At 71.4% G+C, this 23,596-nt stretch carries 21 protein-coding genes; 12 read left to right on the top strand and 9 right to left on the bottom strand.

Going from position 1 to position 23,596, the window contains the following annotated elements:
• The gene (locus tag ACQPZP_RS30770) at positions 1–660 is read right to left on the bottom strand and encodes a potassium channel family protein (protein WP_433462869.1); all 660 of its coding nucleotides are present in this window, start codon (positions 658–660) and stop codon (positions 1–3) included.
• Entirely contained in the window at positions 660–1,325 is a 666-nt protein-coding gene (locus tag ACQPZP_RS30765; RefSeq protein ID WP_433462868.1) for a potassium channel family protein, read from the bottom strand. Before ACQPZP_RS30765 ends, ACQPZP_RS30770 begins: the two co-directional genes overlap by 1 nt.
• Before the next feature lie 259 nt (positions 1,326–1,584).
• Here ACQPZP_RS30765 and ACQPZP_RS30760 point away from each other — a divergent pair, with 259 nt between their 5' ends.
• The 3 genes from ACQPZP_RS30760 to ACQPZP_RS30750 are packed head-to-tail and all read left to right on the top strand — an operon-like array spanning position 1,585 to position 6,176.
• Positions 1,585–3,618 (top strand): APC family permease, encoded by a 2,034-nt coding sequence (locus ACQPZP_RS30760; RefSeq protein WP_433473209.1) that lies wholly within the window; start codon positions 1,585–1,587, stop codon positions 3,616–3,618.
• On the top strand, positions 3,611–4,948 hold the full coding sequence (locus tag ACQPZP_RS30755) for a class I SAM-dependent RNA methyltransferase (protein ID WP_433473208.1): 1,338 nt from the start codon (positions 3,611–3,613) through the stop codon (positions 4,946–4,948). The genes ACQPZP_RS30760 and ACQPZP_RS30755 overlap by 8 nt, the downstream gene beginning before the upstream one ends.
• Positions 4,949–4,994: 46 nt before the next feature.
• A complete protein-coding gene (locus tag ACQPZP_RS30750; RefSeq protein ID WP_433473207.1) occupies positions 4,995–6,176 on the top strand; it encodes a GNAT family N-acetyltransferase in 1,182 nt (393 codons plus the stop codon).
• Between the two features lie 4 nt (positions 6,177–6,180).
• Here the strand turns inward: ACQPZP_RS30750 and ACQPZP_RS30745 are convergent, their stop codons facing one another.
• Positions 6,181–7,209 carry a glycoside hydrolase domain-containing protein gene (locus ACQPZP_RS30745; protein WP_433473206.1) on the bottom strand — a complete coding sequence of 343 codons (1,029 nt, stop codon included), beginning with the start codon at positions 7,207–7,209 and terminating at the stop codon, positions 6,181–6,183.
• 214 nt (positions 7,210–7,423) lie between these two features.
• Here ACQPZP_RS30745 and ACQPZP_RS30740 point away from each other — a divergent pair, with 214 nt between their 5' ends.
• The gene (locus ACQPZP_RS30740) at positions 7,424–8,401 is read left to right on the top strand and encodes a DUF11 domain-containing protein (protein ID WP_433473205.1); all 978 of its coding nucleotides are present in this window, start codon (positions 7,424–7,426) and stop codon (positions 8,399–8,401) included.
• Between the two features lie 30 nt (positions 8,402–8,431).
• Positions 8,432–9,358 (top strand): LLM class F420-dependent oxidoreductase, encoded by a 927-nt coding sequence (locus ACQPZP_RS30735; RefSeq protein ID WP_433473204.1) that lies wholly within the window; start codon positions 8,432–8,434, stop codon positions 9,356–9,358.
• A gap of 54 nt (positions 9,359–9,412) precedes the next feature.
• On the opposite strand, the gene ACQPZP_RS30730 is transcribed toward ACQPZP_RS30735, so the two are convergent.
• Complete coding sequence (locus tag ACQPZP_RS30730; protein WP_433473203.1) at positions 9,413–11,128, bottom strand: MFS transporter; 1,716 nt, start codon at positions 11,126–11,128, stop codon at positions 9,413–9,415.
• Positions 11,129–11,302: 174 nt separating this feature from the next.
• On the opposite strand from ACQPZP_RS30730, the gene ACQPZP_RS30725 reads away from it, so the two are divergent.
• Positions 11,303–12,055, top strand: coding sequence for a TetR/AcrR family transcriptional regulator C-terminal domain-containing protein (locus ACQPZP_RS30725; protein ID WP_433473202.1), 753 nt, complete (start codon positions 11,303–11,305; stop codon positions 12,053–12,055).
• Between the two features lie 8 nt (positions 12,056–12,063).
• Here ACQPZP_RS30725 and ACQPZP_RS30720 read toward each other — a convergent pair whose 3' ends face one another.
• Positions 12,064–12,894, bottom strand: coding sequence for a TIGR02452 family protein (locus ACQPZP_RS30720; RefSeq protein ID WP_433473201.1), 831 nt, complete (start codon positions 12,892–12,894; stop codon positions 12,064–12,066).
• Between the two features lie 76 nt (positions 12,895–12,970).
• On the opposite strand from ACQPZP_RS30720, the gene ACQPZP_RS30715 reads away from it, so the two are divergent.
• Genes ACQPZP_RS30715 through ACQPZP_RS30705 form a run of 3 tightly spaced genes read left to right on the top strand, consistent with a single transcriptional unit; the run spans position 12,971 to position 17,895 of the window.
• Complete coding sequence (locus ACQPZP_RS30715; protein ID WP_433473200.1) at positions 12,971–13,855, top strand: DUF3152 domain-containing protein; 885 nt, start codon at positions 12,971–12,973, stop codon at positions 13,853–13,855.
• Between the two features lie 57 nt (positions 13,856–13,912).
• Positions 13,913–15,343: a 3' terminal RNA ribose 2'-O-methyltransferase Hen1 gene (locus ACQPZP_RS30710; RefSeq protein WP_433473199.1), complete on the top strand. Its 1,431-nt coding sequence runs from the start codon at positions 13,913–13,915 to the stop codon at positions 15,341–15,343.
• Positions 15,340–17,895 (top strand): polynucleotide kinase-phosphatase, encoded by a 2,556-nt coding sequence (locus tag ACQPZP_RS30705; RefSeq protein ID WP_433473198.1) that lies wholly within the window; start codon positions 15,340–15,342, stop codon positions 17,893–17,895. Before ACQPZP_RS30710 ends, ACQPZP_RS30705 begins: the two co-directional genes overlap by 4 nt.
• Before the next feature lie 57 nt (positions 17,896–17,952).
• On the opposite strand, the gene ACQPZP_RS30700 is transcribed toward ACQPZP_RS30705, so the two are convergent.
• From ACQPZP_RS30700 to ACQPZP_RS30690, 3 genes are all read right to left on the bottom strand, one after another.
• Positions 17,953–18,216: a zf-TFIIB domain-containing protein gene (locus ACQPZP_RS30700; RefSeq protein ID WP_433473197.1), complete on the bottom strand. Its 264-nt coding sequence runs from the start codon at positions 18,214–18,216 to the stop codon at positions 17,953–17,955.
• Between the two features lie 67 nt (positions 18,217–18,283).
• Entirely contained in the window at positions 18,284–19,183 is a 900-nt protein-coding gene (locus ACQPZP_RS30695; RefSeq protein WP_433473196.1) for a phosphotransferase family protein, read from the bottom strand.
• Between the two features lie 8 nt (positions 19,184–19,191).
• Positions 19,192–20,925, bottom strand: a complete 1,734-nt coding sequence (locus tag ACQPZP_RS30690) for an AMP-binding protein (RefSeq protein WP_433473195.1) — start codon at positions 20,923–20,925, stop codon at positions 19,192–19,194.
• A 123-nt stretch (positions 20,926–21,048) separates the two neighbouring features.
• On the opposite strand from ACQPZP_RS30690, the gene ACQPZP_RS30685 reads away from it, so the two are divergent.
• Genes ACQPZP_RS30685 through ACQPZP_RS30675 form a run of 3 tightly spaced genes read left to right on the top strand, consistent with a single transcriptional unit; the run spans position 21,049 to position 22,960 of the window.
• Positions 21,049–21,957 (top strand): alpha/beta fold hydrolase, encoded by a 909-nt coding sequence (locus ACQPZP_RS30685; protein ID WP_433473194.1) that lies wholly within the window; start codon positions 21,049–21,051, stop codon positions 21,955–21,957.
• A 26-nt stretch (positions 21,958–21,983) separates the two neighbouring features.
• Positions 21,984–22,490 (top strand): RNA polymerase sigma factor, encoded by a 507-nt coding sequence (locus ACQPZP_RS30680; RefSeq protein ID WP_433473193.1) that lies wholly within the window; start codon positions 21,984–21,986, stop codon positions 22,488–22,490.
• Positions 22,487–22,960, top strand: coding sequence for a hypothetical protein (locus tag ACQPZP_RS30675; protein WP_433473192.1), 474 nt, complete (start codon positions 22,487–22,489; stop codon positions 22,958–22,960). The genes ACQPZP_RS30680 and ACQPZP_RS30675 overlap by 4 nt, the downstream gene beginning before the upstream one ends.
• A 42-nt stretch (positions 22,961–23,002) precedes the next feature.
• Here the strand turns inward: ACQPZP_RS30675 and ACQPZP_RS30670 are convergent, their stop codons facing one another.
• Entirely contained in the window at positions 23,003–23,590 is a 588-nt protein-coding gene (locus tag ACQPZP_RS30670; protein WP_433473191.1) for an NADPH-dependent FMN reductase, read from the bottom strand.
• Positions 23,591–23,596 lie beyond the last annotated feature (6 nt).

The raw sequence follows: 23,596 nt of genomic DNA, 5'->3' as shown, positions 1-23,596 counted from the left end.
TCAGTTGCCGCCGAGGAGCTCGGCGAGCTCGTCCTCCACGTCCTGGCTGGCGACGAACATCAGCTCGTCGCCCGCTTCCAGCGTGTCGTCGGACGAGGGGACCAGCACCCGGCCCTCGCGCAGGATCGCCACCAGCGCGGTGTCGCGCGGCCAGTCCACCGACCCGACCCGCTCGCCGCCGAGCGGGGCGTCCTCCGGCAGCGTCAGCTCCACCAGGTTCGCCTCGCCCTGCCGGAACGTCATCAGCCGGACGAGGTCGCCGACGCTGACGGCCTCCTCCACGAGCGCCGACAGCAGCCGCGGCGTGGACACGGCCACGTCCACGCCCCACGACTCGTTGAACAGCCACTCGTTGTTCGGATGGTTGATCCGCGCCACCACCCGCGGCACCCCGTACTCGGTCTTGGCCAGCAGCGACACCACCAGGTTGACCTTGTCGTCCCCGGACGAGGCGACGACCACCTGGCAGCGCTCCAGCGCCGCGTCGTCCAGCGCGGAGATCTCGCACGCGTCGGCCAGCAGCCACTCCGCGCGCGGCACCATCTCGACCTTGATGGCCTTGGGGTCCTTGTCGATCAGGAGCACCTCATGCCCGTTCTCCAGCAGCTCCTGGGCGATGGAGCGGCCCACCGCGCCCGCCCCGGCGATCGCGACCCGCATCAGGCGTCCTCCCCGTTCCGCGCCGCGACCGCGGCGTTGACGCGCTCCAGATCGTCGGCGCCCGCCATGATGTGCACGATGTCGCCGTCCTGGATCACCGTGTCCCGCTCGGGGACGAGCGCCTCGCCCATCCGGGACAGGAACGCCACCCGCGTCCTCGCGTGCTCCTCCAGCGCCTCGACCTTCTCGCCCACCCACAGGTGGCCGGAGTCCAGCTCGGCGAGGACGACCGCTCCGGTCGGATCGCGCCACAGCGGTTCGGCGCCCTCGGGAAGCAGCCGGCGCATGATCTGGTCGGCCGTCCACCGGACGGTCGCGACCGTGGGGATCCCGAGCCGCTGGTAGACCTCCGCCCGGCGCGGGTCGTAGATCCGGGCCACCACGTTGTCGACGCCGAACGTCTCCCGCGCCACCCGGGCGGAGATGATGTTGGAGTTGTCGCCGCTGCTGACGGCCACGAACGCCGACGCGCGCTCGATGCCCGCCTCGGCGATCACATCGCGGTCGAACCCGAACCCGGTGATGCGGCGGCCCTTGAACCCGCTGCGCAGCCTTCGGAACGCCTCCGGGCTCTGGTCGATGATGGCGACCGAATGGCCCTTGTCCTCCAGGATGTGGGCGAGCGTCGAGCCGACCCGCCCGCATCCCATGATCACGATATGCACGGCCGTTCCTTCTTCCGTCCAGGGGGACGCACCCCCTGTACCCCCGCGCCGTGCACGGCGTTCGCCGCCGACACCGTGCCGCACCCGAGGACCGTTTCCTGTGAATGATCCCTGCCGGGCTGCAAACCTACACATCCCCCCAGGCGAGTACTACCCAACCAGGTGGTCGTGAGGGGTGGCGAGAGGGGAGCATGCCGCCGCCGGCAGGGCGGCGGGCGGCCGTCAGGGGCGTCGTCCGCAGCGGCTAGAGTCTCGTTGCGTGTCAAAGGTTCCGGACCTCGCGAAGCGGCTGCTCCTAGGCCGCGCGCTGAGCAGTTCCCAGCAGCACGAGCAGTTGCTGAAGAAACGCATCGCGCTCCCGGTCTTCGCGAGTGACGCGCTGTCGTCGGTCGCCTACGCCCCGCAGGAGATCCTCCTCGCGCTCGGCGCGGGCGGCCTGGTGATGTACCACTACACCCCCTGGGTCGCCGCGGCCGTGGTGGTGATCCTGCTCACCGTGGTCGCCTCGTACCGGCAGAACGTCCGGGCCTACCAGAGCGGCGGCGGCGACTTCGAGGTCGCCACCACCAACCTCGGGAGCAACTGGGGCGTCGTCGTCGCGAGCGCGCTGCTGGTCGACTACGTCCTCACCGTCGCGGTGTCGGTCTCGTCCGGCGTGGAGAACCTCGGCGCGCTGCTGAAGTTCCTGCAGCCGCACGAGGTCGCCGTCGCGATCGGCATCGTCGTGCTGCTCACGATCGGCAACCTGCGCGGCCTCAAGGAGGCCGGGATCGCCTTCGCGATCCCCACCTACCTGTTCATGTTCGCGGTCATCAGCATGCTGGCTTGGGGCCTGGTCCGGCTGGTCGCGGGCACCGACCTGCAGGCCGAGACGGCGAACTACGAGATCCGCGGCGACGAGATGGGGGTCGGCGGCTTCGCGCTCGTGTTCCTGCTGCTGCGGGCGTTCTCCTCCGGCTGCGCCGCGCTGACCGGAGTCGAGGCGATCAGCAACGGGGTGCCCGCGTTCCGCAAGCCCAAGGGCGAGAACGCCGCCCGCACCCTGCTGATGCTCGGCCTGGTCGCCATGACGATGTTCGGCGGCGTGACCGCGTTCGCCCACATCACCGACGCCAAGTTCGCCGAGCCCGACCAGGGCACCCGGCTGATCGACCCGGCCACCGGGAAGACCGTGACCGACGCCGACCCGGTGATCGCGCAGGTGGCGCACACCGTGTTCAGCAACTTCGGCCTCGGCTTCGCGCTGGTCACCGCGATGACCGCGCTGATCCTGTTCCTCGCCGCCAACACCGCCTTCAACGGGTTCCCGGTGCTCGGCTCGGTCCTCGCGCAGAACCGCTACCTCCCGCGCCAGCTGCACACCCGCGGCGACCGGCTCGCCTTCAGCAACGGCATCATCATCCTCGCCACCATGGCGGGCCTGCTGATCTACGCCTACGACGCGTCCGTCAGCCGGCTGATCCCGCTCTACACCGTCGGCGTCTTCGTGTCGTTCACCGTCAGCCAGGTCGGCATGGTCCGGCACTGGAACCGGCTGCTGGCCGCCGAGACCGACCCGGCGCAGCGGCGCCGGATGATGACCTCGCGGGGGATCAACGCGTTCGGCGCCACCCTCACCGGCATCGTCCTCGTCGTCGTCCTGATCACGAAGTTCGCGCTCGGCGCCTACATCGTCTGCATCGCGATGCCGGTGCTGTTCCTGCTGATGAAGGCGATCAGGCGGCACTACGACCGGATCGCCGCGGAGCTGGTGCCCTCCGGCGAGGACGTCGCGCTGCCCGCCCGCAACCACGGCATCGTGCTGGTCTCCAAGATCCACAAGCCGACGCTGCGGGCCCTCGCCTACGCCCGCGCCACCCGCCCGTCCACGCTGGAGGCGGTGACCGTGGCCGTGGACGCCGAGGAGTCCCAGCGGCTCCAGGACGAGTGGGACGCCCTCGACATACCGGTTCCGCTGAAGATCCTCGACTCCCCGTACCGGGAGATCACCCGCCCGGTCCTGTCCTACGTCAAGAGCGTCCGCCGCAAGAGCCCGCGCGACGTCGTGACCGTGTTCATCCCCGAGTACGTCGTCGGCCACTGGTGGGAGCAGCTGCTGCACAACCAGAGCGCCCTGCGGCTGAAGGGCCGGCTGCTGTTCCAGCCGGGCGTCATGGTGACGAGCGTCGCGTGGCAGCTGCACTCCTCCGACCGGCTCAAGGGACGGGTCGAGCCGCCCGGCCCGGGCGCGTCCCGGCGCCCGCCGCGGGCCGGGACGCGCCCCGGTGCCGGTAGTGTTTCGGACCGTGACTGAACTCGAACCCGACGTCCTCGACCTGGAGGTCGGCAACGTCGCCAACGGCGGTTTCTGCGTCGCCCGGCACGAGGGCCGCGTGGTCTTCGTCCGGCACGCCCTGCCCGGCGAACGGGTGAGGGCCCGCGTCACCGACCGCACCAAGAACTTCCTGCGCGCCGACGCCGTGGAGATCATCGAGGCGTCCCCGGACCGCGTCGAGCCGCCCTGCCCGTTCGCGGGTCCCGGCCGCTGCGGCGGCTGCGACTGGCAGCACGCCTCCCTGCCCGCGCAGCGGGCGCTCAAGGCCGCCGTGGTCGAGGAGCAGCTCCAGCGGCTCGCCGGGATCACCCGCACGGTGACCGTCGAGGAGGTCCCGTACCCGGTGGACGCCGAGGTGGTCCCGCCGCCCGGGCTCGGCTGGCGCACCCGCGTCCAGTTCGCCGTCTCGTCCGGCGCCGTCGGCCTGCGCCGGCACCGCTCCCACGACATCGAACCCATCGACGAATGCCTGATCGCCCACCCGGGCGTCGAGCTGATGGGCATCGAGCGCAAGCGCTGGCCGGGCGCGACCGGCGTGGAGGGCATCGTCTCCGCGACCACCGGTGACCGCCTGGTCGTGCTGCGCGGGCGCGACCGCCGCAAGATCCGGGTGCCGCGCCTGGACGTGCCGGTCCGGCTCGTCCGGGGCAAGCCGGAGCCGGGCGCCGGGCTCCCGTACGTCCGCGAGGAGGTCTCCGGGCGGCTGTTCCAGATCAGCGGCAGCGGCTTCTGGCAGGTGCACCCGGGCGCGGCGCAGCTGCTCGCCGACGCCGTGCTCGACGCCCTCGAACCGAAGCCGGGCGACATCGCCCTCGACCTGTACTGCGGCGTCGGGCTGTTCGCCGGCGTCCTCGCCGACCGGGTCGGGCCGGACGGCCTCGTCGTCGGCGTCGAGTCCGACGGGCAGGCGGTCCGGGACGCCCGGCACAACCTGCGCGGCCTGCCGAACGTCTCCATCGAGCGCGGTCCGGTGGAGGAGGTCGTCGCCGACCTGGAGTTCGGGCGCGCGACCAGTTCGTCCCGCACGCAGAACAAGCGCGGCACCGGCCATCAGGGCGGCTCCCGCGTCCGGCGCGCCGACCTCGTCGTCCTCGACCCGCCCCGCACCGGCGCGGGCCGCGAGGTCGTCGAGCAGATCACCCGGCTGGCCGGCCGCAAGATCGCCTACGTGTCGTGCGATCCCGCGACCCTGGCCCGCGACCTGGCCTACTTCGGCGAGCGCGGCTGGACGCTGGAGACCCTCCGCGCCTTCGACGCGTTCCCCATGACCCAGCACGTGGAGTGCCTCGCGACCCTCGTGCGCGGCTGACCCCCACCTGGGAAAACCGGTTGCGCCGGGGGCATAGCGTGGTCGTGTGATCGAGATCAGGGACGTCCCCGAGGCCGAGATCGGGCGCATGTTCGACCTGGCCGGAACGGTCTTCCACACCCGCATCGAGGAGGGCGACCAGGAGCGGGACGGCTGGCTGCTCCGCCGTGCCGAGCGCGTCGGCGGCTACGACGGCGGCACCCTGGCCGGCCAGCTCGCCGCCCTGCCGATGCGGCTCGCGGTCCCGGGTGCGCTGCTCGACTGCTCCGCGGTCACGTTCGTCGGCGTCCTGCCGACCCACCGCCGCCAAGGGATCCTGACGGCCATGATGGACCGGATGGACGCCGACGCCATCGCGGCGGGCCGTCCGGTGGCCGCGCTGTGGGCGTCCGAAGGCGTCATCTACGGCCGCTACGGTTTCGGGCTGGCCACGCGCGCGATCGTCATGGAAGTGGACTCGTCCCGTCCGCTGGAGCTCCGCACGCCCCCGGACGACCGGCCGCTGCGGCTGGTCGACGCCGCGTCCGCGCCCGAGCTGATCGACCCGATCCACCGCCGCGCGCTGTCGGCCCGCCCGGGCGGCCTGGTCCGCGACACCGAATGGTGGACCCGCGGGATCCTGAGCCCGACGGACCGGGAGGCGCCCCGCTACAGCGCGCCGCGCGTCGTCGTCCACCCCGCCGGCTACGCCGTCTACCGGGCGCACGAGAGGACGATCAGGGTCGCCGACCTCGTCGCCGAGACCCCGCGGGCCGAGGCCGCGCTCTGGCGGTTCCTGGCCTCCGTCGACCTGTCGTCCCGCATCGTGGCGCAGAACCGCCCGGTGGACGATCTGCTCCCGCACATGGTCGCCGACCCGGACCGGGTCGCCGTCACGAAGGACACCGGCGCGCTCTGGCTCCGGCTGATCGACGTGCCGGCCGCCCTCCGGGCCCGTTCCTGGGCCACCGGCGACACCTTCGTCCTGCAGGTCGGCGATGCGCGCATCGCGGGCAACGACGGCCGCTGGCGCCTCACCACCGGCGCCACCGCCTCCTGCGACCCGACGGCCGAGCGGCCCGACCTGAGCCTGACCGCCGCGGACCTCGCCGCCGTCTACCTCGGCGGCCAGAGCCCGGTAACGCTGGCCCGGATCGGCGCCGTCACCGAGCACACGCCCGGCGCCGCCGCCCGGCTGGCCGCGGCCCTGGCCGTCCCGCTGGCCCCCTACCTCAACGACGAGTTCTAGCGCCCTACCGCCAGAAGAAGACCTTGGCGCTGGCCTTGGTGAGGGTGGCGGCGGCGGCTCCGTGCTGGAGCAGCTGGAAGCGCACCCGCCTGCCCGACTCGACGGTGTCGGCGGCGAGGCCGTAGACGATGTTGGTCGTGTCGCCGGAGGACGGGAAGTCCTGGACGGGGCCGACCTGGTACTTGCTCGTGTCCTCGATGTCCACCTCGACCACGCGGGCCTGGATGAGCGTCCCGGCGGGGACGCCGCTGACGGTCGCGCCGACCGACAGGCTGTACCGGGCGGATCCGGTCAGCAGGCTCGGGCCGCCCGGGTCGTTGTGCTGGTGATCCTTGTCGGAGTACTCCTCGTTCCAGGTGACGTTCGTCCATTTCCCGGGGGCGAGCTGCTGCTTCCCGTCGCCGGTGCCGACGGACACGTAGTCGGGCATGTCGTCTCCCTCGGGCGAGGCGCCGACGCGCCACTGCCCGTAGTCGCTCTTGACGCCGCGGTCGTAGTCGACGCCGACGCCGTTGATGGTGTGGTCGTTGGAGTACTGCTGCAGCTGCGCCCGGGCGTCCCAGCTGCCGCCCGACCAGGCATAGGTCTGCCAGCCGTAAGTGATCTTCTTGGCGTCGAAGGCGCGCTTGACCGGCCCGTAGCCGGCGTAGAGCCCGACGCGGCCGCGGCCGATGACGCTCGCCGCGCCGTCCAGGTAGGCGTTGATCTCGTCCTGCTGGCCGGCGGAGGCGTCCCAGTCGGCGGCGAAGTAAATGGGCCGGTCGTCCGGCATTCCGCACGCCTCGGCCTGCGCGGCCGCCGCCCTGGCGTCCGCCACGCCGGCGGACCGTCCGGCCAGCGGGCGCTGCGCGCCCGACTCCCAGACGACCACCAGCCAGATGCCCGCGCCGGACAGCTCGTCGGCTTCGGCGCGGGTGAGGTTCTTGCCGGTGGTGTCGTGCGACAGGTAGCGGCACGCGAACTTCGCCCCGGCGCGTTTCAGCGCGGAGGCACCCGGGCGTCCCCACGCGTAGTCGACGCCGAAGACAGCCATGTCCACTCCATGGGTTGGGAGCCAGGTTCTCGCCGATTTAACAGGCTTTGTCGTTAGCGACGCAGCCTATTTCACAGGATCGCCGGCCCGTAATCGCCGCGCGGGTCAAGAATCACCGTCCGTAGCGACACGCCGACGTAACGTTAGGTGGTCGGGCCGGCACTCGCTACAACGGACGGTGTTCGAAGGAAACCGCAGGCCACGGGGGTTGATAGTGATCCGCACATGGAAGGGGCGCGGCCTCGTGCTGCTGACCACGGCAGCACTGCTTGGGGCCGTGCCGATTGCGGCCGGGGCGTACGCCGCAGGTCCCGGCCAGGCCGCGCCCGACGGCCACCACGACGCCGCGTCCAAGCCGCCGCCCCGGCCCAGGACGCACGCCAAGCCCAAGCCCAAGCCCAAGAAGCTCAGCAAGGCCGCAGCAGTGACGCTGCAAACCCGCAGCCCGGGGAGGAAGGTGATCCCGGGACGGACGTACGAGTGGACGTTCAGGATGACGGCCAAGGGGCCGAAGTGGTCGGGCAAGGCGGTGTTCAGGACGACGCTGCCTGCGTCGCTGGCGTTCGCCCCCGGTGCGAAGGGCTGCGCGTCCAAGGGACGGGCGGTCGAGTGCGACCTCGGCGCGGTCCGGAGGGGCCGGACGGTCACCGGCGCGTTCAGGGCGAAGGTGGTCAGGCACGCCCGGCCAGGGGAGAAGATCCGCGTGCGGGGGGCGGTGACGTGGGGCAGGGCGCTCATCACCTGGGCGTTCCCGGCCGTGCGGGTCGCCAGGGCCGCCGACCTCGTCCTGTCCAAGGCGGCGCCGTCGACGGCGCGGGCCGGGACGAAGATCCTCTATGTCATGAAGGTCCGCAACCTCGGCCCGTCCGACGCCGAGAACGTGACCATCGAGTCTAAGGGGCCGATCAAGATCGTCGGGCGCGACGCCACGTGCATCCCGCGAGGACGCGGCTACGTGTGCTCGGTCGGTCCGCTGCGGAAGGGCGAGTCGCGGACGCTGCACCTGAGGGCGGTGCCGCGCGGGGACGTCCGGGCGGGGACGGTGGTGGAGACGTGGTGGATGGCGGTCTCCGGGACCCTCGACCCGAACGAGGGGAACAACGGCGCGACGGTCCGCACGAAGATCACCAAGCGTGCCGGGGGCGCCGGTCCGCGACCGCGGGCGACCCAGCGGAGCCGGCCCGTGGCGTGACCGCCGCCGGTTCCGTACGAGGATGGGGGCATGCGACTTCGGATCTTCACTGAGCCCCAGCAGGGGGCGAGCTACGAGACACAGCTGGCCGTGGCCAAGGCGACCGAGGACCTCGGCTTCGACGCGTACTTCCGCTCGGACCACTTCGTCAAGATGGGCGACGTGACGGGCGAGCCGGGCCCGACCGACTCCTGGATCACCCTTGGCGCGCTGGCCAGGGAGACCAGCCGGATCAGGCTCGGCACGCTGGTGACGGCCGCGACGTTCCGGTACCCGGGGCCGCTCGCGATCTCCGTCGCGCAGGTCGATCGGATGAGCGGGGGACGCGTCGACCTCGGCCTCGGGACGGGCTGGTTCGAGGAGGAGCACACCGCCTACGGCATTCCGTTCCCGAGCCTCGGCGAGCGGTTCGCCCGGCTGGAGGAGCAGCTCGAGATCCTCACCGGGCTGTGGGGGACGCCGTCCGGCGAGACCTACACGTTCAGCGGCGAGCACTACACCCTGAACGAGTCGCCCGCGCTGCCCAAGCCCGCCCAGGCGGGCGGCCCGCCGATCATCATCGGCGGGATCGGCGCGAAGCGGACGCCGCGCCTCGCCGCCCGCTACGCCGACGAGTACAACGTCCCGTTCCACCAGGTCGAGGACACGGGCGCCGCGTTCGACCGGGTCCGCGCCGCGTGCTCCGAGGCCGGCCGGACGAAGCCGCTCGTCTGCTCCGCCGCCCAGGTCGTCTGCTGCGGCCGGGACGAGGCCGAGCTGCGGCGCCGCGCCGACGCCATCGGGCGGCAGGTCCCGGAGCTGCGCGAGAACGGCCTGGCCGGCACGCCCGGCGAGCTGGTCGACAAGATCGGCCGGTTCGCCGAGCTGGGTGCGGAGCGGATCTACCTGCAGGTTCTCGACATGCATGATCTGGAGCACCTGGAACTGCTGGCCGCGGAGGTGCTGAGCAAGGTGTGACACGGCGGAAGGCCCGCGGCGGGGAGCACCTCGCCGCGGGCCTTCTCCGTCCCGTCAGGCGGCTTCCGCCGCCTCCTCCTCGGGGCGCGCGTGCATCGGCAGCAGGAACGTCACCAGGAAGGTCAGGCCGAGCAGCCCCACCTCGACCCACAGCGTGATCTTCATGGCGTCGCCGAACCCGACCTTGGCCGAGTGCTCGCCGGCCCGCGCGACCGCCTTCTGGACGGCGGGCGCCGACCGGGGCGCGGCGGCGACGGCGGCCTTGACGTCGTCCTGGAGCCGGCGGCAGGACGCGGGCACGGCGGCGGCGTCCTTGGCGGTGGCGCGGTCGTGGCCGCAGTCGCGCAGGCCGTCGACGATGCGGTCCTGCTGCACCGCCGTGACGGACGCGGCGGCGAGGTCCCGGCGCAGCCCGGCGGCGCCGTCGTCGGCCGCGCCGGCGACATGCCCGCCCAGCAGGCCGAAGAAGATCGTCCCGAGGACCGCGGCGCCGAGCGCGCTGCCGAGCTGCTGGACGGCGGTGAGCGTGCCGCCCGCCGAGCCGGTCTCCTCCGGCTCGACGCCCGCCAGCACGGTGTCGAAGAACGGCCCCATCAGCAGGCCCATGCCGAGGCCGGTCACCGTCAGGGCGGGGACGAGCTGCCAGGGCGTGACGTCGATCCCCGTGTACTGGAGCGTGGCGTAGAGCCCGGCGATGCCGGCGGCCATGATGAGGGCGCCCGCGTGGATCACCGTGCGGCCGAAGCGCTGCACGGCCTGCATCACGCCGAACCCGATGATGATGCCGACCGACCAGGGGATCTGCGCGAGTCCCGCCTTCAGCGGGGAGTAGCCGAGCCCCAGCTGGAAGAACAGCGACAGCACCAGTCCGAGGCCCGCGACGCCGGAGAAGAACACCAGGCCGACGACGAGGCCGCCGGTGAAGCCGCGCTTGCGGAACAGGCTCGGGACGATCAGCGGGTCGCCGCCGGTGCGCTGCTTGCGGGTCTCGTACCAGGTGAAGACGCCCCAGACGACGAGGGACGCGGCCATCATGGCGAACGTCCAGGCGGGCCAGTCGTGCTCGCGGCCCTGGACGAGCGGGTAGATCAGCAGGCCGGCGCCGAGGGAGGCCAGGGCCGCGCCGACCAGGTCGAGCCTGGACGCGTGCTCGGCGCGTCCGGCGGGCAGGTACTTCATCCCGGCCAGCAGGGCGGCGGCGCCGAGCGGCAGGTTGATCAGGAAGATCATCCGCCATCCGGTGCCGAAGAGGTCGGCGTCGATCAGCCAGCCGGCCAGCACCGGGCCGCCGACCGACGACAGGCCCATCACCGGCCCGAACATGGCGAACGCGGCGCCCATCTCCTTCGCCGAGAACATCTGCTTGATCATCCCGATGCCCTGCGGGAGCATCAGCGCACCGAACAGCCCCTGCATGCCGCGGGCGCCGATGAGCATCCCCGGGGAGGCGGCGACGCCGCACAGCAGCGAGCCGAGCGTGAAGCCGGCGGCGCCGATGAGGAACATCCGCTTGCGTCCGTAGAGGTCGCCGAGGCGTCCGCCGGTGATGAGGCCGACGGCCATGGCGAGGGTGTAGCCGGCGGCGAGCCACTGGATGGTGGCGGCCGAGCCGCCGAGCTCGGCGCGGATCGTGGGGGCCGCGATGTTGGTGATCAGCGCGTCCAGCATGTCCATGATCTCGCCGGCGAGGATCACGAACAGGGCGACCCAGCGCCAGCGGTAGCCGGCCTCCGCGGTGCCCCGCGCGGGGGACGTCAGTGTGTCGGTCATGGTCATCTCCGAAGGGGGGAACGCTGTTCGTTCGCAACGAACACTGTTCTAAGGCCGAACGCTGTTCGTGTCAAGTACGATGTTCGTGTTACGCCGAAATTTCTCTCTCTGGTAGAGAAGATATATCGCGATTCGCGATAGTCAAGATGTATCGCGAGATTGGGAGGTCGCGACATGGCCACCGCACGCCCGGACGGCCCGCCGCCGGAGATGCCGACACCGCCCGGACGCAAGCCGCGCAAGGCCGCGCCGCCGAAGCGGCCGCTCACCCAGGAGCTCGTCGTCGACATGGCGATCCGCGTCCTGGACGCCGACGGGCTGGAGGCGGTCACCATGCGCCGTGTCGCGCAGGAGCTCGGGACCGGTCCGGCGTCGCTCTACGCCCACGTCTCGGGCAAGGACGAGCTGCGCGAGCTGATGCTGGACCGGGTCGCCGCCGAGATCGAGATTCCCGTCCCGGACCCGGAGCGGTGGCAGGACCAGCTGAAGGAGCTGGCGCGCGAGATCCGCCGCGTCTACACCTCGCACCGCGACATCGCCATGGTGTCCATGGGGCTCGTCCCCACCGGTCCCCATCTGCTGGACATCGCCGAGGCGCAGCTCGCCCTCATGCGGGCCGGCGGCGTCCCGAAGAGAGTCGCCGGCATCGCCGTCGACACGCTCGGCATGTTCCTCGACGCCGACGCCATCGAGGACACCATCTACATCGGGAACACGCCCGCCGGCGAGGATCCGTGGGCGCACTTCCAGCAGTACTTCGGACAGATCCGCGAGTACTTCTCCGCCTTGCCCGTGGACCGCTACCCGACGATCGCCGGGATGGTGGACGAACTCCTGGACGAGAGCGGCGACGGGAGGTTCGAGTTCGGCCTCGACCTCCTCGTCCGGGGCATAGCCTCCTTCGTCGAGGAGCCGCCCTCGTCTTGAAGGGGCGGCTAGGCGAAGACGTCCTGGAAGGCGACGTGCCTGGGGGAGCCCTTGGCGGTGTCCCAGACGGCGAAGGCGACGTGCTCGAAGCGGTCGGCGAATTCCCCGCCCGGAAGCAGGGACTCCGCGAACGCCTCGGCGACCTCGACCGGATCGTTGCGGAACACACCGCAGCCCCAGGCGCCGAGAACGAGCCGGCGGTGTCCGTTGGCCAGCGCCACGGCGAGGACCTTGCGGGCACGCCGGCGCAGGACGGCGGGAATCTGCTCGGCTTTGGCGTCGTCCCGGATCGCACCCCGGTTGGGGGCGGGGGACGTCAGGAACGCGATGTCGTAGGGCTCTTCCAGCAGCCGTCCCGCGTCGTCCCGGAAGACCGGTACGTCGGGCGAGTAGATCATGTGGTCGCTGTAGAGGAGATCTCCCTGCGCGCGATGGAAGTCGTAGAACTCCCTGGCCGAACGCAGCGACTCGTACAGGCCGGACGAGCGCGCCAGTCCCTCCTCCTGAGCGTGTGCTCCGTTCAGGAACCCGCCCCCGGGGTTCTTCGCGGAGGCGAAGTTGAGGGCGAACGGAACCGTGCCCGGGGCGCACAGCCGGTGTGCCGCGGCGAGCGTGGTCTCGCCGGTGACCTCGATGCGCGTCCCGGCGCCGTGGTCCGCCGCTGGCGGGTTCTTGAGGAGCGTGTCCAGCTCGCCCGGCCGGTAGAGGACAGTGCGCCGGACGGCGCCGGCGAGGCCGTCGGCGATCGAGACGGTGCGGCCGGACGGGGCCGTGTAGTCGCCGCGTTCGAGGATGGCCACGGTCTCCTGCGCGGTCATCCGGCGGGGATGTCTGCTCATGTCGCCTCGGATTCTGCTGGTCCGGGAATCCCGGTCGCAAACCCTTTTAAGATCATTTCTGGCATGCTGGCGCAACATGCAGTCGACAAGAGCGCGTACCGGACGGTCCGGACGGTCCGGCGGGAGCAGGCTCGGCGACCTCGACGCGGAGTTCGAGCGGGCCCGGCGGGCACGGAAGCGCGGGGTGGTCGCCGGAGCCGTCACTCTCGCCCTGGTGCTCGTGTTAGGCGGGGCGCTCGCCTGGTTCCTCGCGCCGGGATCCCGGCCGTCGCGCGGCACGTCCGCCACGACCGGCAAGGGCGGTGCGGACGATGGGGGCGGCCGAGGGAACGGCAACAGGGTCGAGGCTGAGCCGTCAGACCCGCCTCTCCTCAAGCCCAAGCGGGCCCCGTACATCCCCGCTAAGGGAACCGGGAAATTCTCCCGTCCGACCTCAAGCGGCAAGGTCCACGGGCAAGGCAAGCTCATGCGCTACATGGTCGAGGTAGAGGGCGGCCTGCGGCAGGACCCCGTCGCCTTTGCGCAGAGCGTGGACGAGATCCTTGCGGACCCCAGGGGGTGGACGGCCGGCGGCAAGTGGTCGTTCAAGCGCGTCACCTCGGGCTCGTACGACTTCGTCGTGAAGCTCGCCTCGCCAGGCACCGTCGACAGGATCTGCGGCGCCTACGGGATGACGACCGAGGGCAAGGTGAACTGCAGCGCGGGCAAGCAGGTCGTGGTCAACCTGAAGCGCTGGCTGCTGCTCACCACCTACTACCGGGGTCAGGCGGAGCACTATCACGCGCTGACCATCAACCACGAGGTCGGTCACCGGCTCGGGTTCGGGCACATGACGTGCTCTGGACGCGGCCGCCTCGCGCCCGTCATGCAGCAACAGATCTTCGGGCTCAAGGGCTGCCGGATCAACGGCTGGCCGTACGACCGGAACGGCCGGTTCGTGAAGGGCCCGTCCGTGCCCTGACCGCGGATTCCGGAAAACCAATGGGGGACGTTAGGTACGTTCGGCCAGACTTGGGACGTGCTTCTGACGATTACCACGACGATGAGCCAGGCGACCGACCTGGGGTTCCTCCTGCACAAGCATCCCGGCCGGGTGCAGAGCTTCGAGCAGTCCTTCGGCACGGCGCACGTTTTCTACCCGGACGCGGACGAAGGGCATTGCACGGCGGCACTGCTGCTGGACGTCGACCCGGTCAAGCTCGTGCGCACGCGTGGCAGAGGCACGCCGGACTTCTCGCTCGGCCAGTACGTCAACGACCGGCCGTATGCGGCGTCCTCCCTTCTGGCCTCGGCCATGGCGAACGTCTTCCGCACTGCCATGCGCGGTCGGTGCGACCTGCGTCCTGACCTGGCGGAGACGCCGATCCCGCTGGAAATCGTCCTTCCGGCACTTCCGTGCAGGGGCGGGCCCGGGCAGGCCGAGCGGTTCTTCGGGCCACTCGGCTGGGACGTGTCGGCCGTGCCGGTCCCGCTCGATCCGGAGTTCGCCGAGTGGGGTGACTCCCGGTACGTGACGCTCACGCTGACCGGGACGCTGCGGCTCGCCGACGCGCTCAACCAGCTGTACGTGCTCCTGCCCGTCTTGGACGACGCCAAGCACTACTGGATGGCGCCGGACGAGGTCGACAAGCTCATCCGGGCGGGCGAGGGCTGGCTGGCCGCGCATCCCGACCGCGGAGCCATCACGCGCCGCTACCTGGCCAACCGGCGTGCTCTCGTCCGTACCGCGCTGGGTCGCCTCGCCGACGCGGAGGACGCGCCGGAAGAGGAACTCGACCCTGTGGAGGTCGAGGAGGAGGCGTCCGCCACCGAGGACGAGCAGGAGCAGGCGCCCTCGGAGCAGCCCGTTTCGCTCGCGGAACGCCGTGTCCAGTCGGTTGTGCAAGCGCTGCACGACGAGAACGCCCGCCGGGTCATCGACCTTGGCTGCGGCTCCGGGAAACTGCTCGCGCGACTGGTCAAGGACGACTTCTTCAGCGAGATCTCCGGAACGGACGTCTCGTACCGGGCGCTGGGTCACGCCTGGCGCCGGCTCCGCTGGGACAAGCAGCCGAGCCGCGAGAACAACCGCGTCCAGGACGTCTTCCAGGGCGCCCTCACCTACGCGGACGAACGGTTCCGCGGCTATGAGGCGGCCGTGCTGATGGAGGTCATCGAGCACATCGACCCGCCCCGCCTTGGGGCGGTCGAGCGGGTCGTGTTCGGGCACGCCTCGCCCCGCGTGGTGGTCGTGACGACGCCGAACGCCGAGCACAACGTCCGCTACGAGGGGCTGGCGCCGGGGGCGATGCGCCACCCCGACCACCGTTTCGAATGGACGCGGGACGAGTTCCGCGCCTGGGCTGACCGGGTCGCCGCCGCGCACGGCTACCGCGTCCGCCACGTGCCCGTAGGCGACGACGACCCCGAGGTCGGCGCGCCCACCCAGATGGGGGTGTTCACCCGATGACCGAGATCCGGATCCCGGAGATGGGCCTGGTCGTGCTGGTCGGCGTGTCCGGGTCGGGCAAGTCGCACTTCGCGCGCAAGCACTTCAAGCCGACCCAGGTGGTGTCGTCGGACTTCTGCCGCGGGGTCGTGTCGGACGACGAGAACGACCAGGCGGCCACCGGCGACGCGTTCGACCTCCTGCACTACATCGTGGGCAAGCGGCTGCGGCGCGGCCTGCTGACCGTGGTGGACGCGACCAACGTGCAGAAGAAGGCGCGCGAGTCGCTGCTCCGGGTCGCCAAGGAGCACGACGTCCTGTCGGTCGCCATCGTCCTGGACGTCCCTGAGAGCCTCGCAGCCGAGCGGAACGCGGCCCGGCCGGAGCGGGACCTGGCCCCGCACGTCATCCCGCGCCAGCGGCGCGAGCTGAGGCGCGGCATGCGGTCGCTCGGGAACGAGTTCCGCCGCGTCCACGTCCTGAACGGCCCCGACGAGATCGACGCCGCGACCATCACGTACGAGAAGGCGTGGACCGACAAGCGGGAGCTGACCGGTCCGTTCGACGTCATCGGCGACGTGCACGGCTGCCGCACCGAGCTGGAGGAACTCCTCACCAGCCTGGGCTACGAGATCGACAGGGACGCGCAGGGGCGTGCCGTTGGAGCGAACCACCCGGGTGGACGCAGCGTCCTCTTCGTCGGCGACCTGGTCGACCGCGGGCCCGACACCCCCGGCGTGCTGCGTCTGGTCATGGGAATGGTGGCCGCCGGCGACGCGCTGTGCGTCTCGGGCAACCATGAGGCGAAACTCGTCCGTGCTCTGCGCGGACGCAAGGTGCGCGTCGCGCACGGCCTCGCCGAGTCGATGGAACAGCTCGCCGCCGAGGACGAGGAGTTCCGCGCCGACGCGGTGCGTTTCATGGACGGTCTCATCAGCCACTACGTCCTGGACCGCGGCCGCCTCGTCGTGGCGCACGCCGGCCTCAAGGAGGACTACCACGGCCGCGCATCCGGACGAGTCCGCTCGTTCGCGCTCTACGGTGACACCACGGGGGAGACCGACGAGTACGGCCTGCCCGTGCGTTACCCGTGGGCCCGTGACTACCGGGGCAAGGCCATGGTCGTCTATGGGCACACCCCCGTCCCCAGGGCGGAGTGGGTCAACAACACCATCTGCCTGGACACCGGTGCCGTGTTCGGCGGGAAGCTGACCGCCCTGCGTTACCCGGAACGTGAGATCGTGTCGGTTCCGGCCCACCAGGTCTGGTACGAGCCGACGCGTCCGCTGGAGACGCCGCAGGGTGCGAGTGCGGGCGGTCACCGGGAGGACGACCTCCTCAACATCGACGACGTCCTCGGCAACCAGGGTGTCGAGACCCGCCTGATGGGCCGTGTCTCCGTCCGCGAGGAGAACGCGTTGGCCGCGCTGGAGGTGATGAGCCGGTTCGCCGTGGACCCGCGCTGGCTCGTCTATCTGCCGCCCACCATGGCCCCTGCCGAGACGTCGTCGCTACCGGGATACCTGGAGCATCCCGCCGAGGCCCTCGCCGCCTACCGGGACAAGGGCGTCGTCCGTGCGGTGTGCGAGGAGAAGCACATGGGCTCGCGCGCCGTGGCGGTCGTCTGCCGTGACGCCTCCGTCGCCGAGGAGCGCTTCGGCGTCACCGACGGGACGACCGGTGCCGTCTACACGCGCACCGGACGCTCCTTCTTCCGCGACCCGTCCCGCACGGCCGAGGTCCTGGACCGGCTCCGCACCGCGATCGGCGCCGCCGGGCTCTGGGACGAGCTCGAAACCGGATGGCTCGTCATCGACGGCGAACTGATGCCGTGGTCGGCGAAGGCCATGGACCTCATCCGCACGCAGTACGCAGCGACCGGCGCGGCCGCGCGCGCCGTCCTCCCGATGGCGGCCGGCGTTCTCGGGCGCGCGGAGGCACGCGGCCTCGACCTCGGCGGGCTGCGCGAGCGCGTCGACCGGCGCGCCGCCAACGCGTCCCTGTTCCGCGACGCCTACGCGCGCTACTGCTGGACGGTGGACGGGCTGGCCGGGCTGCGGTTCGCCCCGTTCCAGATCCTCGCCGGGGAAGGCCGCTCCTGGGCGGACGCACGCGACCACGAGTGGCACATGGCCGCCGCCGAGCGGCTCGCGGAGAACGATCCGAGCGGGCTCGTCCAGCGGACGGGGTCGGTGACCGTCGACCTCGGATCGCCTCAGTCGGAGGCCGCCGCCATCGAGTGGTGGGAGAAGCTCACCGCGGCCGGCGGCGAGGGCATGGTCGTCAAGCCGCTGGGGCCGCTCCCGGAGGACAGGAAGGTTCAGCCCGGCATCAAGTGCCGCGGGCCGGAGTATCTGCGGATCATCTACGGCCCCGACTACCGCGAGCCGGACCATCTCGACCGGCTTCGCCGCAGGTCGCTCGGCCGCAAGAGGTCCCTGGCCATGCGGGAGCACGCGCTCGGCATCGAGGCCCTCGGCCGGCTCGCCGGCGGGGAACCGCTGTGGCGCGTCCACCAGGCGGTGTTCGCCGTCCTGGCGCTGGAGTCCGAACCCGTGGACCCGCGCCTGTGACCCCTGCCCGTACGCCGCGGCCCGCCTCCCGTCGGGGGGCGGGCCGCGGCGCTCTGGTCAGGTCGAGAAGAGCATGTGGAACACGCTGCCGTGATGAGGGCGGTGGTGTCCGTGGTGATGATGGTGGACCGCTCCCGCGGGGGCTCCCCATCCCGGCGCCGCGGCGGGCGGAGGGGCCGCCCGGTACTGCGACTCCATCTGGGCCAGGGCCTCGAGCTCCCCGTAGTCGAGGAAGACGCCCCGGCAGCTGTCACATTGCTCGATGTGGACGCCGCTGCGGGTGTAGGTCCGCATCACGCCACGACACTTTGGGCAGTGCATCGCCTTGTCATCCTTCCGGTATGGATCCCCAGGTAGAGGCTAAATGTAGGACAGGTTCCGCGCCACGTCATGCCGCGTCCCCCGCCGTGGATATTCTCGCGCAGGCGTCGATCATCGCCTGCTCCGCCCCGTCGAGTGGTCGATCTTCCCTTTCCGCGGATATGACGCACGTGGCGGCGATCTGGATCGCCAGACTTCGGGCGGGAACGTCCAGCGTGGTCCAGGGGCTGCCTTGCGCGGGGACGGCCGGACCGCCCGCCTCCCTGTACGCGTCCAGGAAACGCTCCCACTCGTCCGGGGAGAGAACCCCGGCGGAGTAGAGCGCGGCAGGGCGGGCGAGGTCCCAGGCGGGGTCGCCCTTGCCGAGGTCCTCGATGTCGATGAGCCGCCATCGCCCGCCCGGTGCGCGGACCATCTGGCCCAGGTGCCAGTCGCCGTGGATGAGTGATCCGGCCTTTCCCTGCGGTTCCTGCTCGTCGCCGCGTATCCAGGCGGGCAGGGTGGTGAACGCGGTTCGCACCACGTCCTGGGCGGGGCCGTCCGTGAGACGTGAAACCAGACGCGCAACCCGTGTCGGACGCCCCCATGGCGGCGCGTCGGCCGGAACAGCCGTGGCGTGAAGGGCGGCCAGAAGCCGGGCGCCTTCCTCCCAGGGGAGTTCCTGGGAAGGATCCACAGGCTCACCGAAGGTCGAGAGCGTGACCGTACGGCCGTCCACGGTGAGCGGCGGACCCAGCGGCCCGATCACGACATCCGGCAGCGTGCCCGCCAGCCGGATCCGGTCGAGGAACAGAGGTCCGTGGTCCCGATCGGCCTGATGGGCCTTCACGACCACGTCACCGACCCGCACCACGAGCACACCGTGCCGGTCGTAAAGGGTCTCCGGGCCTGCGGCGCCGTGGGCCTTCGCTTGGCCGATCTCAACGAGCCGGGTGAAGAGCCCGGACTGGACGGTCTCCGTGTGCACCCGACCAGTCAACCACTCTGCGCGGACCTCATCCTCTGCGCAGGCGAGGCGACGAACTCCTCCCGCAGCCGTTGCCGGCTGACCTTCCCCAGCATGTTCCGGGGCAGATCCGTCCGGGGAAGGAACTCGGCCGGCACCTTGTAGTGCGACAGGTAGCGCTCACAGTGCCGCCGCAGTTCGTCCGCCGAGAACAGGTACGCGGGGTGCTCGACCACGTGCGCGATGATGCGCTCGCCGCGCCGGACGTCCGGCACACCGACGACGGCGCAGTCGTAGACGGCGGGATGGCGGCGCAGCACCTTCTCCACCTCGGACGGGAACACGGTGAAGCCGTTCACCTTGATCATGTCCCGCTGGCGTTCCAGGATGGTGATGAAACCGTTCTCGTCCATCACCGCTATGTCACCTGTGCGGAGCCAGCCCTTCGACAGTGTCTGCGCGGTGGCGAGAGGGGCGTTCCAGTAGCCGGCGAACACCTGCGGCCCCCGCACGACGAGCTCGCCCGTCTCGCCCGGGGAGAGGACCCTCGTCGGCTCCTCCGGGTCGACGATGACGGCGTCGGTCATGGGCAGGGGCAGCCCGACCGTGAGGTTCCGTGCTCCGCCTCCCAGCGGGTTCCCGGTGACGGCCGGGGACGCCTCCGTGAGCCCGTAACAGTTGATCAGGCCCCTCGCCCCGACCTGGTCGAGCCGGTCGATCGTGGCCTGCGTCAGCCCCATCGCCCCGGAGATGTGGATGCGCAGCGAGCGCAGGTCGTCCGGCCGGAGACGCGGGCTGTCGAGGACCTGCTCGTACAGGGTCGGCACGCCGGGGAAGATGGTCGGGCGGTACTTGCGGATGGCACGGATCACGCGATCGCCGTCGAAACGCGGGAGCAGCACCACCGCCCCGCCCGTCATCACGGGTGCGACGAGGCAGCTCATCAACCCGAACGAGTGGAACAGCGGCAGGACCGCCAGCGTGACGTCCTCACCGGGACGGGTGTTCAGGTCCCACGCGTGCTGCTGGCAGGCGTTCGCGACGAGGTTGCGGTGCGTCAGCATCGCGCCTTTCGGACGTCCTTCCGTCCCGCCCGTGTACTGGATGGCGGCCAGGTGCCGCGCGGGGTCCAGCGGGAGCTGCCGCACCTTCCGGCGGGGCGCCCTCTGCAACTCCTTGAAGCGGACGACGCCGGGATCGTCCGGCACGTCCGCGGTGATGGCCGCGCGCCGCCGCTGCGTCTGCACGAGCGGCAGCCGCAGGGCGACGCGCCTGGAGGCCGGCAGGAAGTCGACCAGCGACGTCACCACGATGTGGTCGAGCCGCAGCCGGGAACGCACCGCCTTCACCGTCGCGTAGGAACGATCCAGGACCACCGCGACACGCGCGCCGCAGTCCGCGAGCTGCCGGAGCATCTCCTCCTCGGTGTACAGCGGGTTGTGCTGGACCGCGATCGCGCCCCTGCGCAGGACGCCGTAGAACGCGATGACCTGCTGCGGGCAGTTCGGCAGGATCAGCGCCACGCGGTCGCCCGGCTGCACCCCGAGCCGGTGCAGCCCGTCGGCGAACCGGTCCACGGCCTCGCGCAGGTCGCGGTAGCCGATCCGGCGGCCGAAGAAGATCAGCGCGGGCCGGCGCGGGTACCGCTCCGCGGCGTCGTCGAGCAGCCGCGTGACGGGGACGTCCGGGATGTCGATCTCGCTGGGGACCCCGGGCTCATACCGCCGCCGCCAGGGCGAGGAACGTAGTGACGAGTGCCACATAGCGCCCGATTCAATCATCTTCGGGGTGTCCATGCCGCTTGGAGACCGCCGAAATCGGGTGGAACGTTTCCCGGACGCGGCCCCTCCTTACCTCACGAAGGACCATCCGAACGGGGAGGAACAATGCCGCGGCCCATGCCCATGGTCGAGGGAGTCGAGCACCGATTCATGGAGGTGCGCGGCGTCCGTTTCCACGTCGCCGAGGCGGGCGAGGGGCCGCCGCTGCTGTTCCTGCACGGGTTCCCCCAGAACTGGTACGCCTGGCGGCATCTGATCCCCCTCCTGGCCGGGCGGTACCGTCTGCTGATGCCCGACCTGCGCGGAGCCGGATGGTCCGGCGCGCCCCATCGCGGCTACGCCACCCGTGACCGCGCGGCCGACGTCCTCGCCCTCATGGACGCGCTCGGCCTCGAACGGGCCGGCCTGGTCGCGCACGAATGGGGCGCCTGGACCGCCTTCCGGCTGTGCCTCGACGCGCCCGCCCGCTTCAGCGGGCTGCTGGCGATCAACATGATCCACCCGTGGCCGCGCCAGCGCGCGGTCCTCCGCAACGCCTGGCGCATGTGGCACACCGCGCTGTGGGAGTACCCCCTGCTCGGCGGCGCCGTCCTGCGGCACTGGCCGGGCTTCACCCGCTATCATCTGCGCCGCGGCGTCACCGATCCCTCCGCCTGGAGCCCACAGGACCTCGACGAGTTCGTGGAGGCCGTCCGGTCCCGCCGCCACGCCCACGCCGGCCGCGCCCTGCACTGGCAGTACGTAATGCGCGACATCCCGGCGCTGGCGACGGGCCGGTTCAGGCGCAGGCACCTCAGCGTCCCCACCACGATCCTTTTCGGCCTCGACGACTTCATGGCGGCCCCCGAGATGCTGGCCGGCGGCGCCGACCACGCCGACGCCCTGGAGTGCCGGACCGTCCCAGGAGGTCACTACCTGCCCAACGACCGTCCTGACCTCGTCGCCGAAACGATCCACTCCACCTTTCCGGTGAGGGACGCGTTCGCTTCTACGGTCGGGGAACCTGCCGGATGACGATGACGCGACGAGGGAGCGTGGTGATGGCCGAACCCGAGCGGGTCGCGGCGCTGGTGCGCGGTGCGCAGAAGGGCGACAGCCTGGCCATGCAGGAACTGCTCGACCTGCTGACCCCCTACGTCGGCAGGCTCTGCGGTCCGATCGCCCTGCAGGACGGCCCGGACGCCGCGCAGGAGACCCTCATCGCCGTCTTCCGCGGCATCTCCCGGTTGCGCGATCCCGCCGCCCTGTTCGGCTGGGTGAGGGCCATCGCGGTCCGCGAGTCCGTGCGGGTCGCCCGCCGTCAGGGCGGCCCGCCCCCGCCGCTCGACCTGGAGGCGGTGCCGCAGCGCGGCGACCCCCAGCTGGCCGCGGACGTCCGCGACGTCCTCGACCGGCTGTCGCCCGAGCATCGCGCCGTGCTGGTGCTGCGCGACGTCGAGGGTCTCGACGAGCGGACCGTCGGTCACCTGCTCGACATCTCCACCGGAACGGTGAAGTCGCGCCTGCACCGGGCGCGGCGGGGCTTCCGAAAGGCGTGGGAACGATGAACCAGCCCGACTGGCCGGTGACCGGCCTCGACCCCGTCAGGCGGCTGCGCATCATGGCGGCGTCCATTCCCGGTGCCTCGTACGCGGAGCAGACGCTCGCCAACACGCTCGCGGAGGTATGGGCGGTGGCGAGCGACCTGGAGGCCGAGTTCCCCATGCTCCTCACCGATGTCCGCACGATGCGGATCACCCGGTCCGACGGCGAGAACCTGGAAGCCGTCGCCATCGGCCGCCTGGGGCAACGCGCCCGCTTCGACATCGTCATGCGCCCCGGCTGGTGCTGGATGCAGAGCAGATTCCTCCACGGCGGCATCGCCGCGTCCCCCACTCCCGAAGGCACCCGCGTCGCCTTCACCGGTGCCCTGCGACTTCCCGGCATGCGCCTGGTCGACCCGGTGATCCGCAGAACGGCCCTCAGCCGGCGAGTCCTGACCCGCCTGCAATCCCGCCTCCCACCCCCGGCCTCATGACGAGAGGACCCGGCCCTGGGCCCGTTGCCCGCGAGGTGCGTGTCAGGCGACGGTGTAGGGGGTGGTGCTGCGGGCTTCGCGGAGGGTCGTGGCCCACCAGCCGAGCTGGTTCAGGAGGGTCTTCGCGGCGGCTTCTGCGCCCTCGGCGTCCAGCACGCGGCCGTCCTCGTCGAGGCGGGACCAGTGCTGGTCGAAGCTGACCTGGTCGCGGACGGGGACGGAGTGCGTCTCGGTGAACACCTGCCGGAGGTGCTCGACGGCGCGCAGGCCGCCGCCCATGCCGCCGTACGAGACGAACCCGACCGGCTTCGCGTGCCACTCGGACCCGTGCCAGTCGATGAGGTGCTTGATGGACGCCGGGTAGCTGTGGTTGTACTCGGGTGTCACGACGACGAACCCGTCGGCTTCGTCCAGCCGCCGGGCGAGGGCCGCGAGCGCGGCGAAACGGCCGCCGGTGAACTGGTCCGGTCCCGCCGGGAGGGCCGCCGGCAGCGGATGGTCGGCCAGATCGATCACGTCCGCGTCGAAGGCGCCGTGGTCCCGTGTCCGATCGGCGAACCAGTTCGCGAAGTGGTGGCCGTACCTGCCCTCCCGGACGCTCCCGAGGATGATGACGAGTTTCAGTGCCATGAGTGC

The organism is Spirillospora sp. CA-142024 (assembly GCF_050942325.1).
Classification (GTDB): Bacteria; Actinomycetota; Actinomycetes; order Streptosporangiales; family Streptosporangiaceae; genus Spirillospora.
Note: the sequence above shows the minus strand (reverse complement) of the source record. Positions and strands in the feature narration are given on the sequence as shown.

What these genes read in the sequence shown, in the direction of transcription:
- ACQPZP_RS30745 (WP_433473206.1), bottom strand. Translation starts at nt 7,209, where the DNA reads ATGGCTGTCTTCGGCGTCGACTACGCGTGGGGACGCCCGGGTGCCTCC.
- ACQPZP_RS30690 (WP_433473195.1), bottom strand. Translation starts at nt 20,925, where the DNA reads ATGTGGCACTCGTCACTACGTTCCTCGCCCTGGCGGCGGCGGTATGAG.
- ACQPZP_RS30670 (WP_433473191.1), bottom strand. Translation starts at nt 23,590, where the DNA reads ATGGCACTGAAACTCGTCATCATCCTCGGGAGCGTCCGGGAGGGCAGG.
- ACQPZP_RS30705 (WP_433473198.1), top strand. Translation starts at nt 15,340, where the DNA reads ATGACCGAGATCCGGATCCCGGAGATGGGCCTGGTCGTGCTGGTCGGC.
- ACQPZP_RS30725 (WP_433473202.1), top strand. Translation starts at nt 11,303, where the DNA reads ATGGCCACCGCACGCCCGGACGGCCCGCCGCCGGAGATGCCGACACCG.
- ACQPZP_RS30685 (WP_433473194.1), top strand. Translation starts at nt 21,049, where the DNA reads ATGCCGCGGCCCATGCCCATGGTCGAGGGAGTCGAGCACCGATTCATG.
- ACQPZP_RS30735 (WP_433473204.1), top strand. Translation starts at nt 8,432, where the DNA reads ATGCGACTTCGGATCTTCACTGAGCCCCAGCAGGGGGCGAGCTACGAG.
- ACQPZP_RS30720 (WP_433473201.1), bottom strand. Translation starts at nt 12,894, where the DNA reads ATGAGCAGACATCCCCGCCGGATGACCGCGCAGGAGACCGTGGCCATC.
- ACQPZP_RS30715 (WP_433473200.1), top strand. Translation starts at nt 12,971, where the DNA reads ATGCAGTCGACAAGAGCGCGTACCGGACGGTCCGGACGGTCCGGCGGG.
- ACQPZP_RS30770 (WP_433462869.1), bottom strand. Translation starts at nt 660, where the DNA reads ATGCGGGTCGCGATCGCCGGGGCGGGCGCGGTGGGCCGCTCCATCGCC.
- ACQPZP_RS30680 (WP_433473193.1), top strand. Translation starts at nt 21,984, where the DNA reads ATGGCCGAACCCGAGCGGGTCGCGGCGCTGGTGCGCGGTGCGCAGAAG.
- ACQPZP_RS30675 (WP_433473192.1), top strand. Translation starts at nt 22,487, where the DNA reads ATGAACCAGCCCGACTGGCCGGTGACCGGCCTCGACCCCGTCAGGCGG.
- ACQPZP_RS30700 (WP_433473197.1), bottom strand. Translation starts at nt 18,216, where the DNA reads ATGCACTGCCCAAAGTGTCGTGGCGTGATGCGGACCTACACCCGCAGC.
- ACQPZP_RS30730 (WP_433473203.1), bottom strand. Translation starts at nt 11,128, where the DNA reads ATGACCGACACACTGACGTCCCCCGCGCGGGGCACCGCGGAGGCCGGC.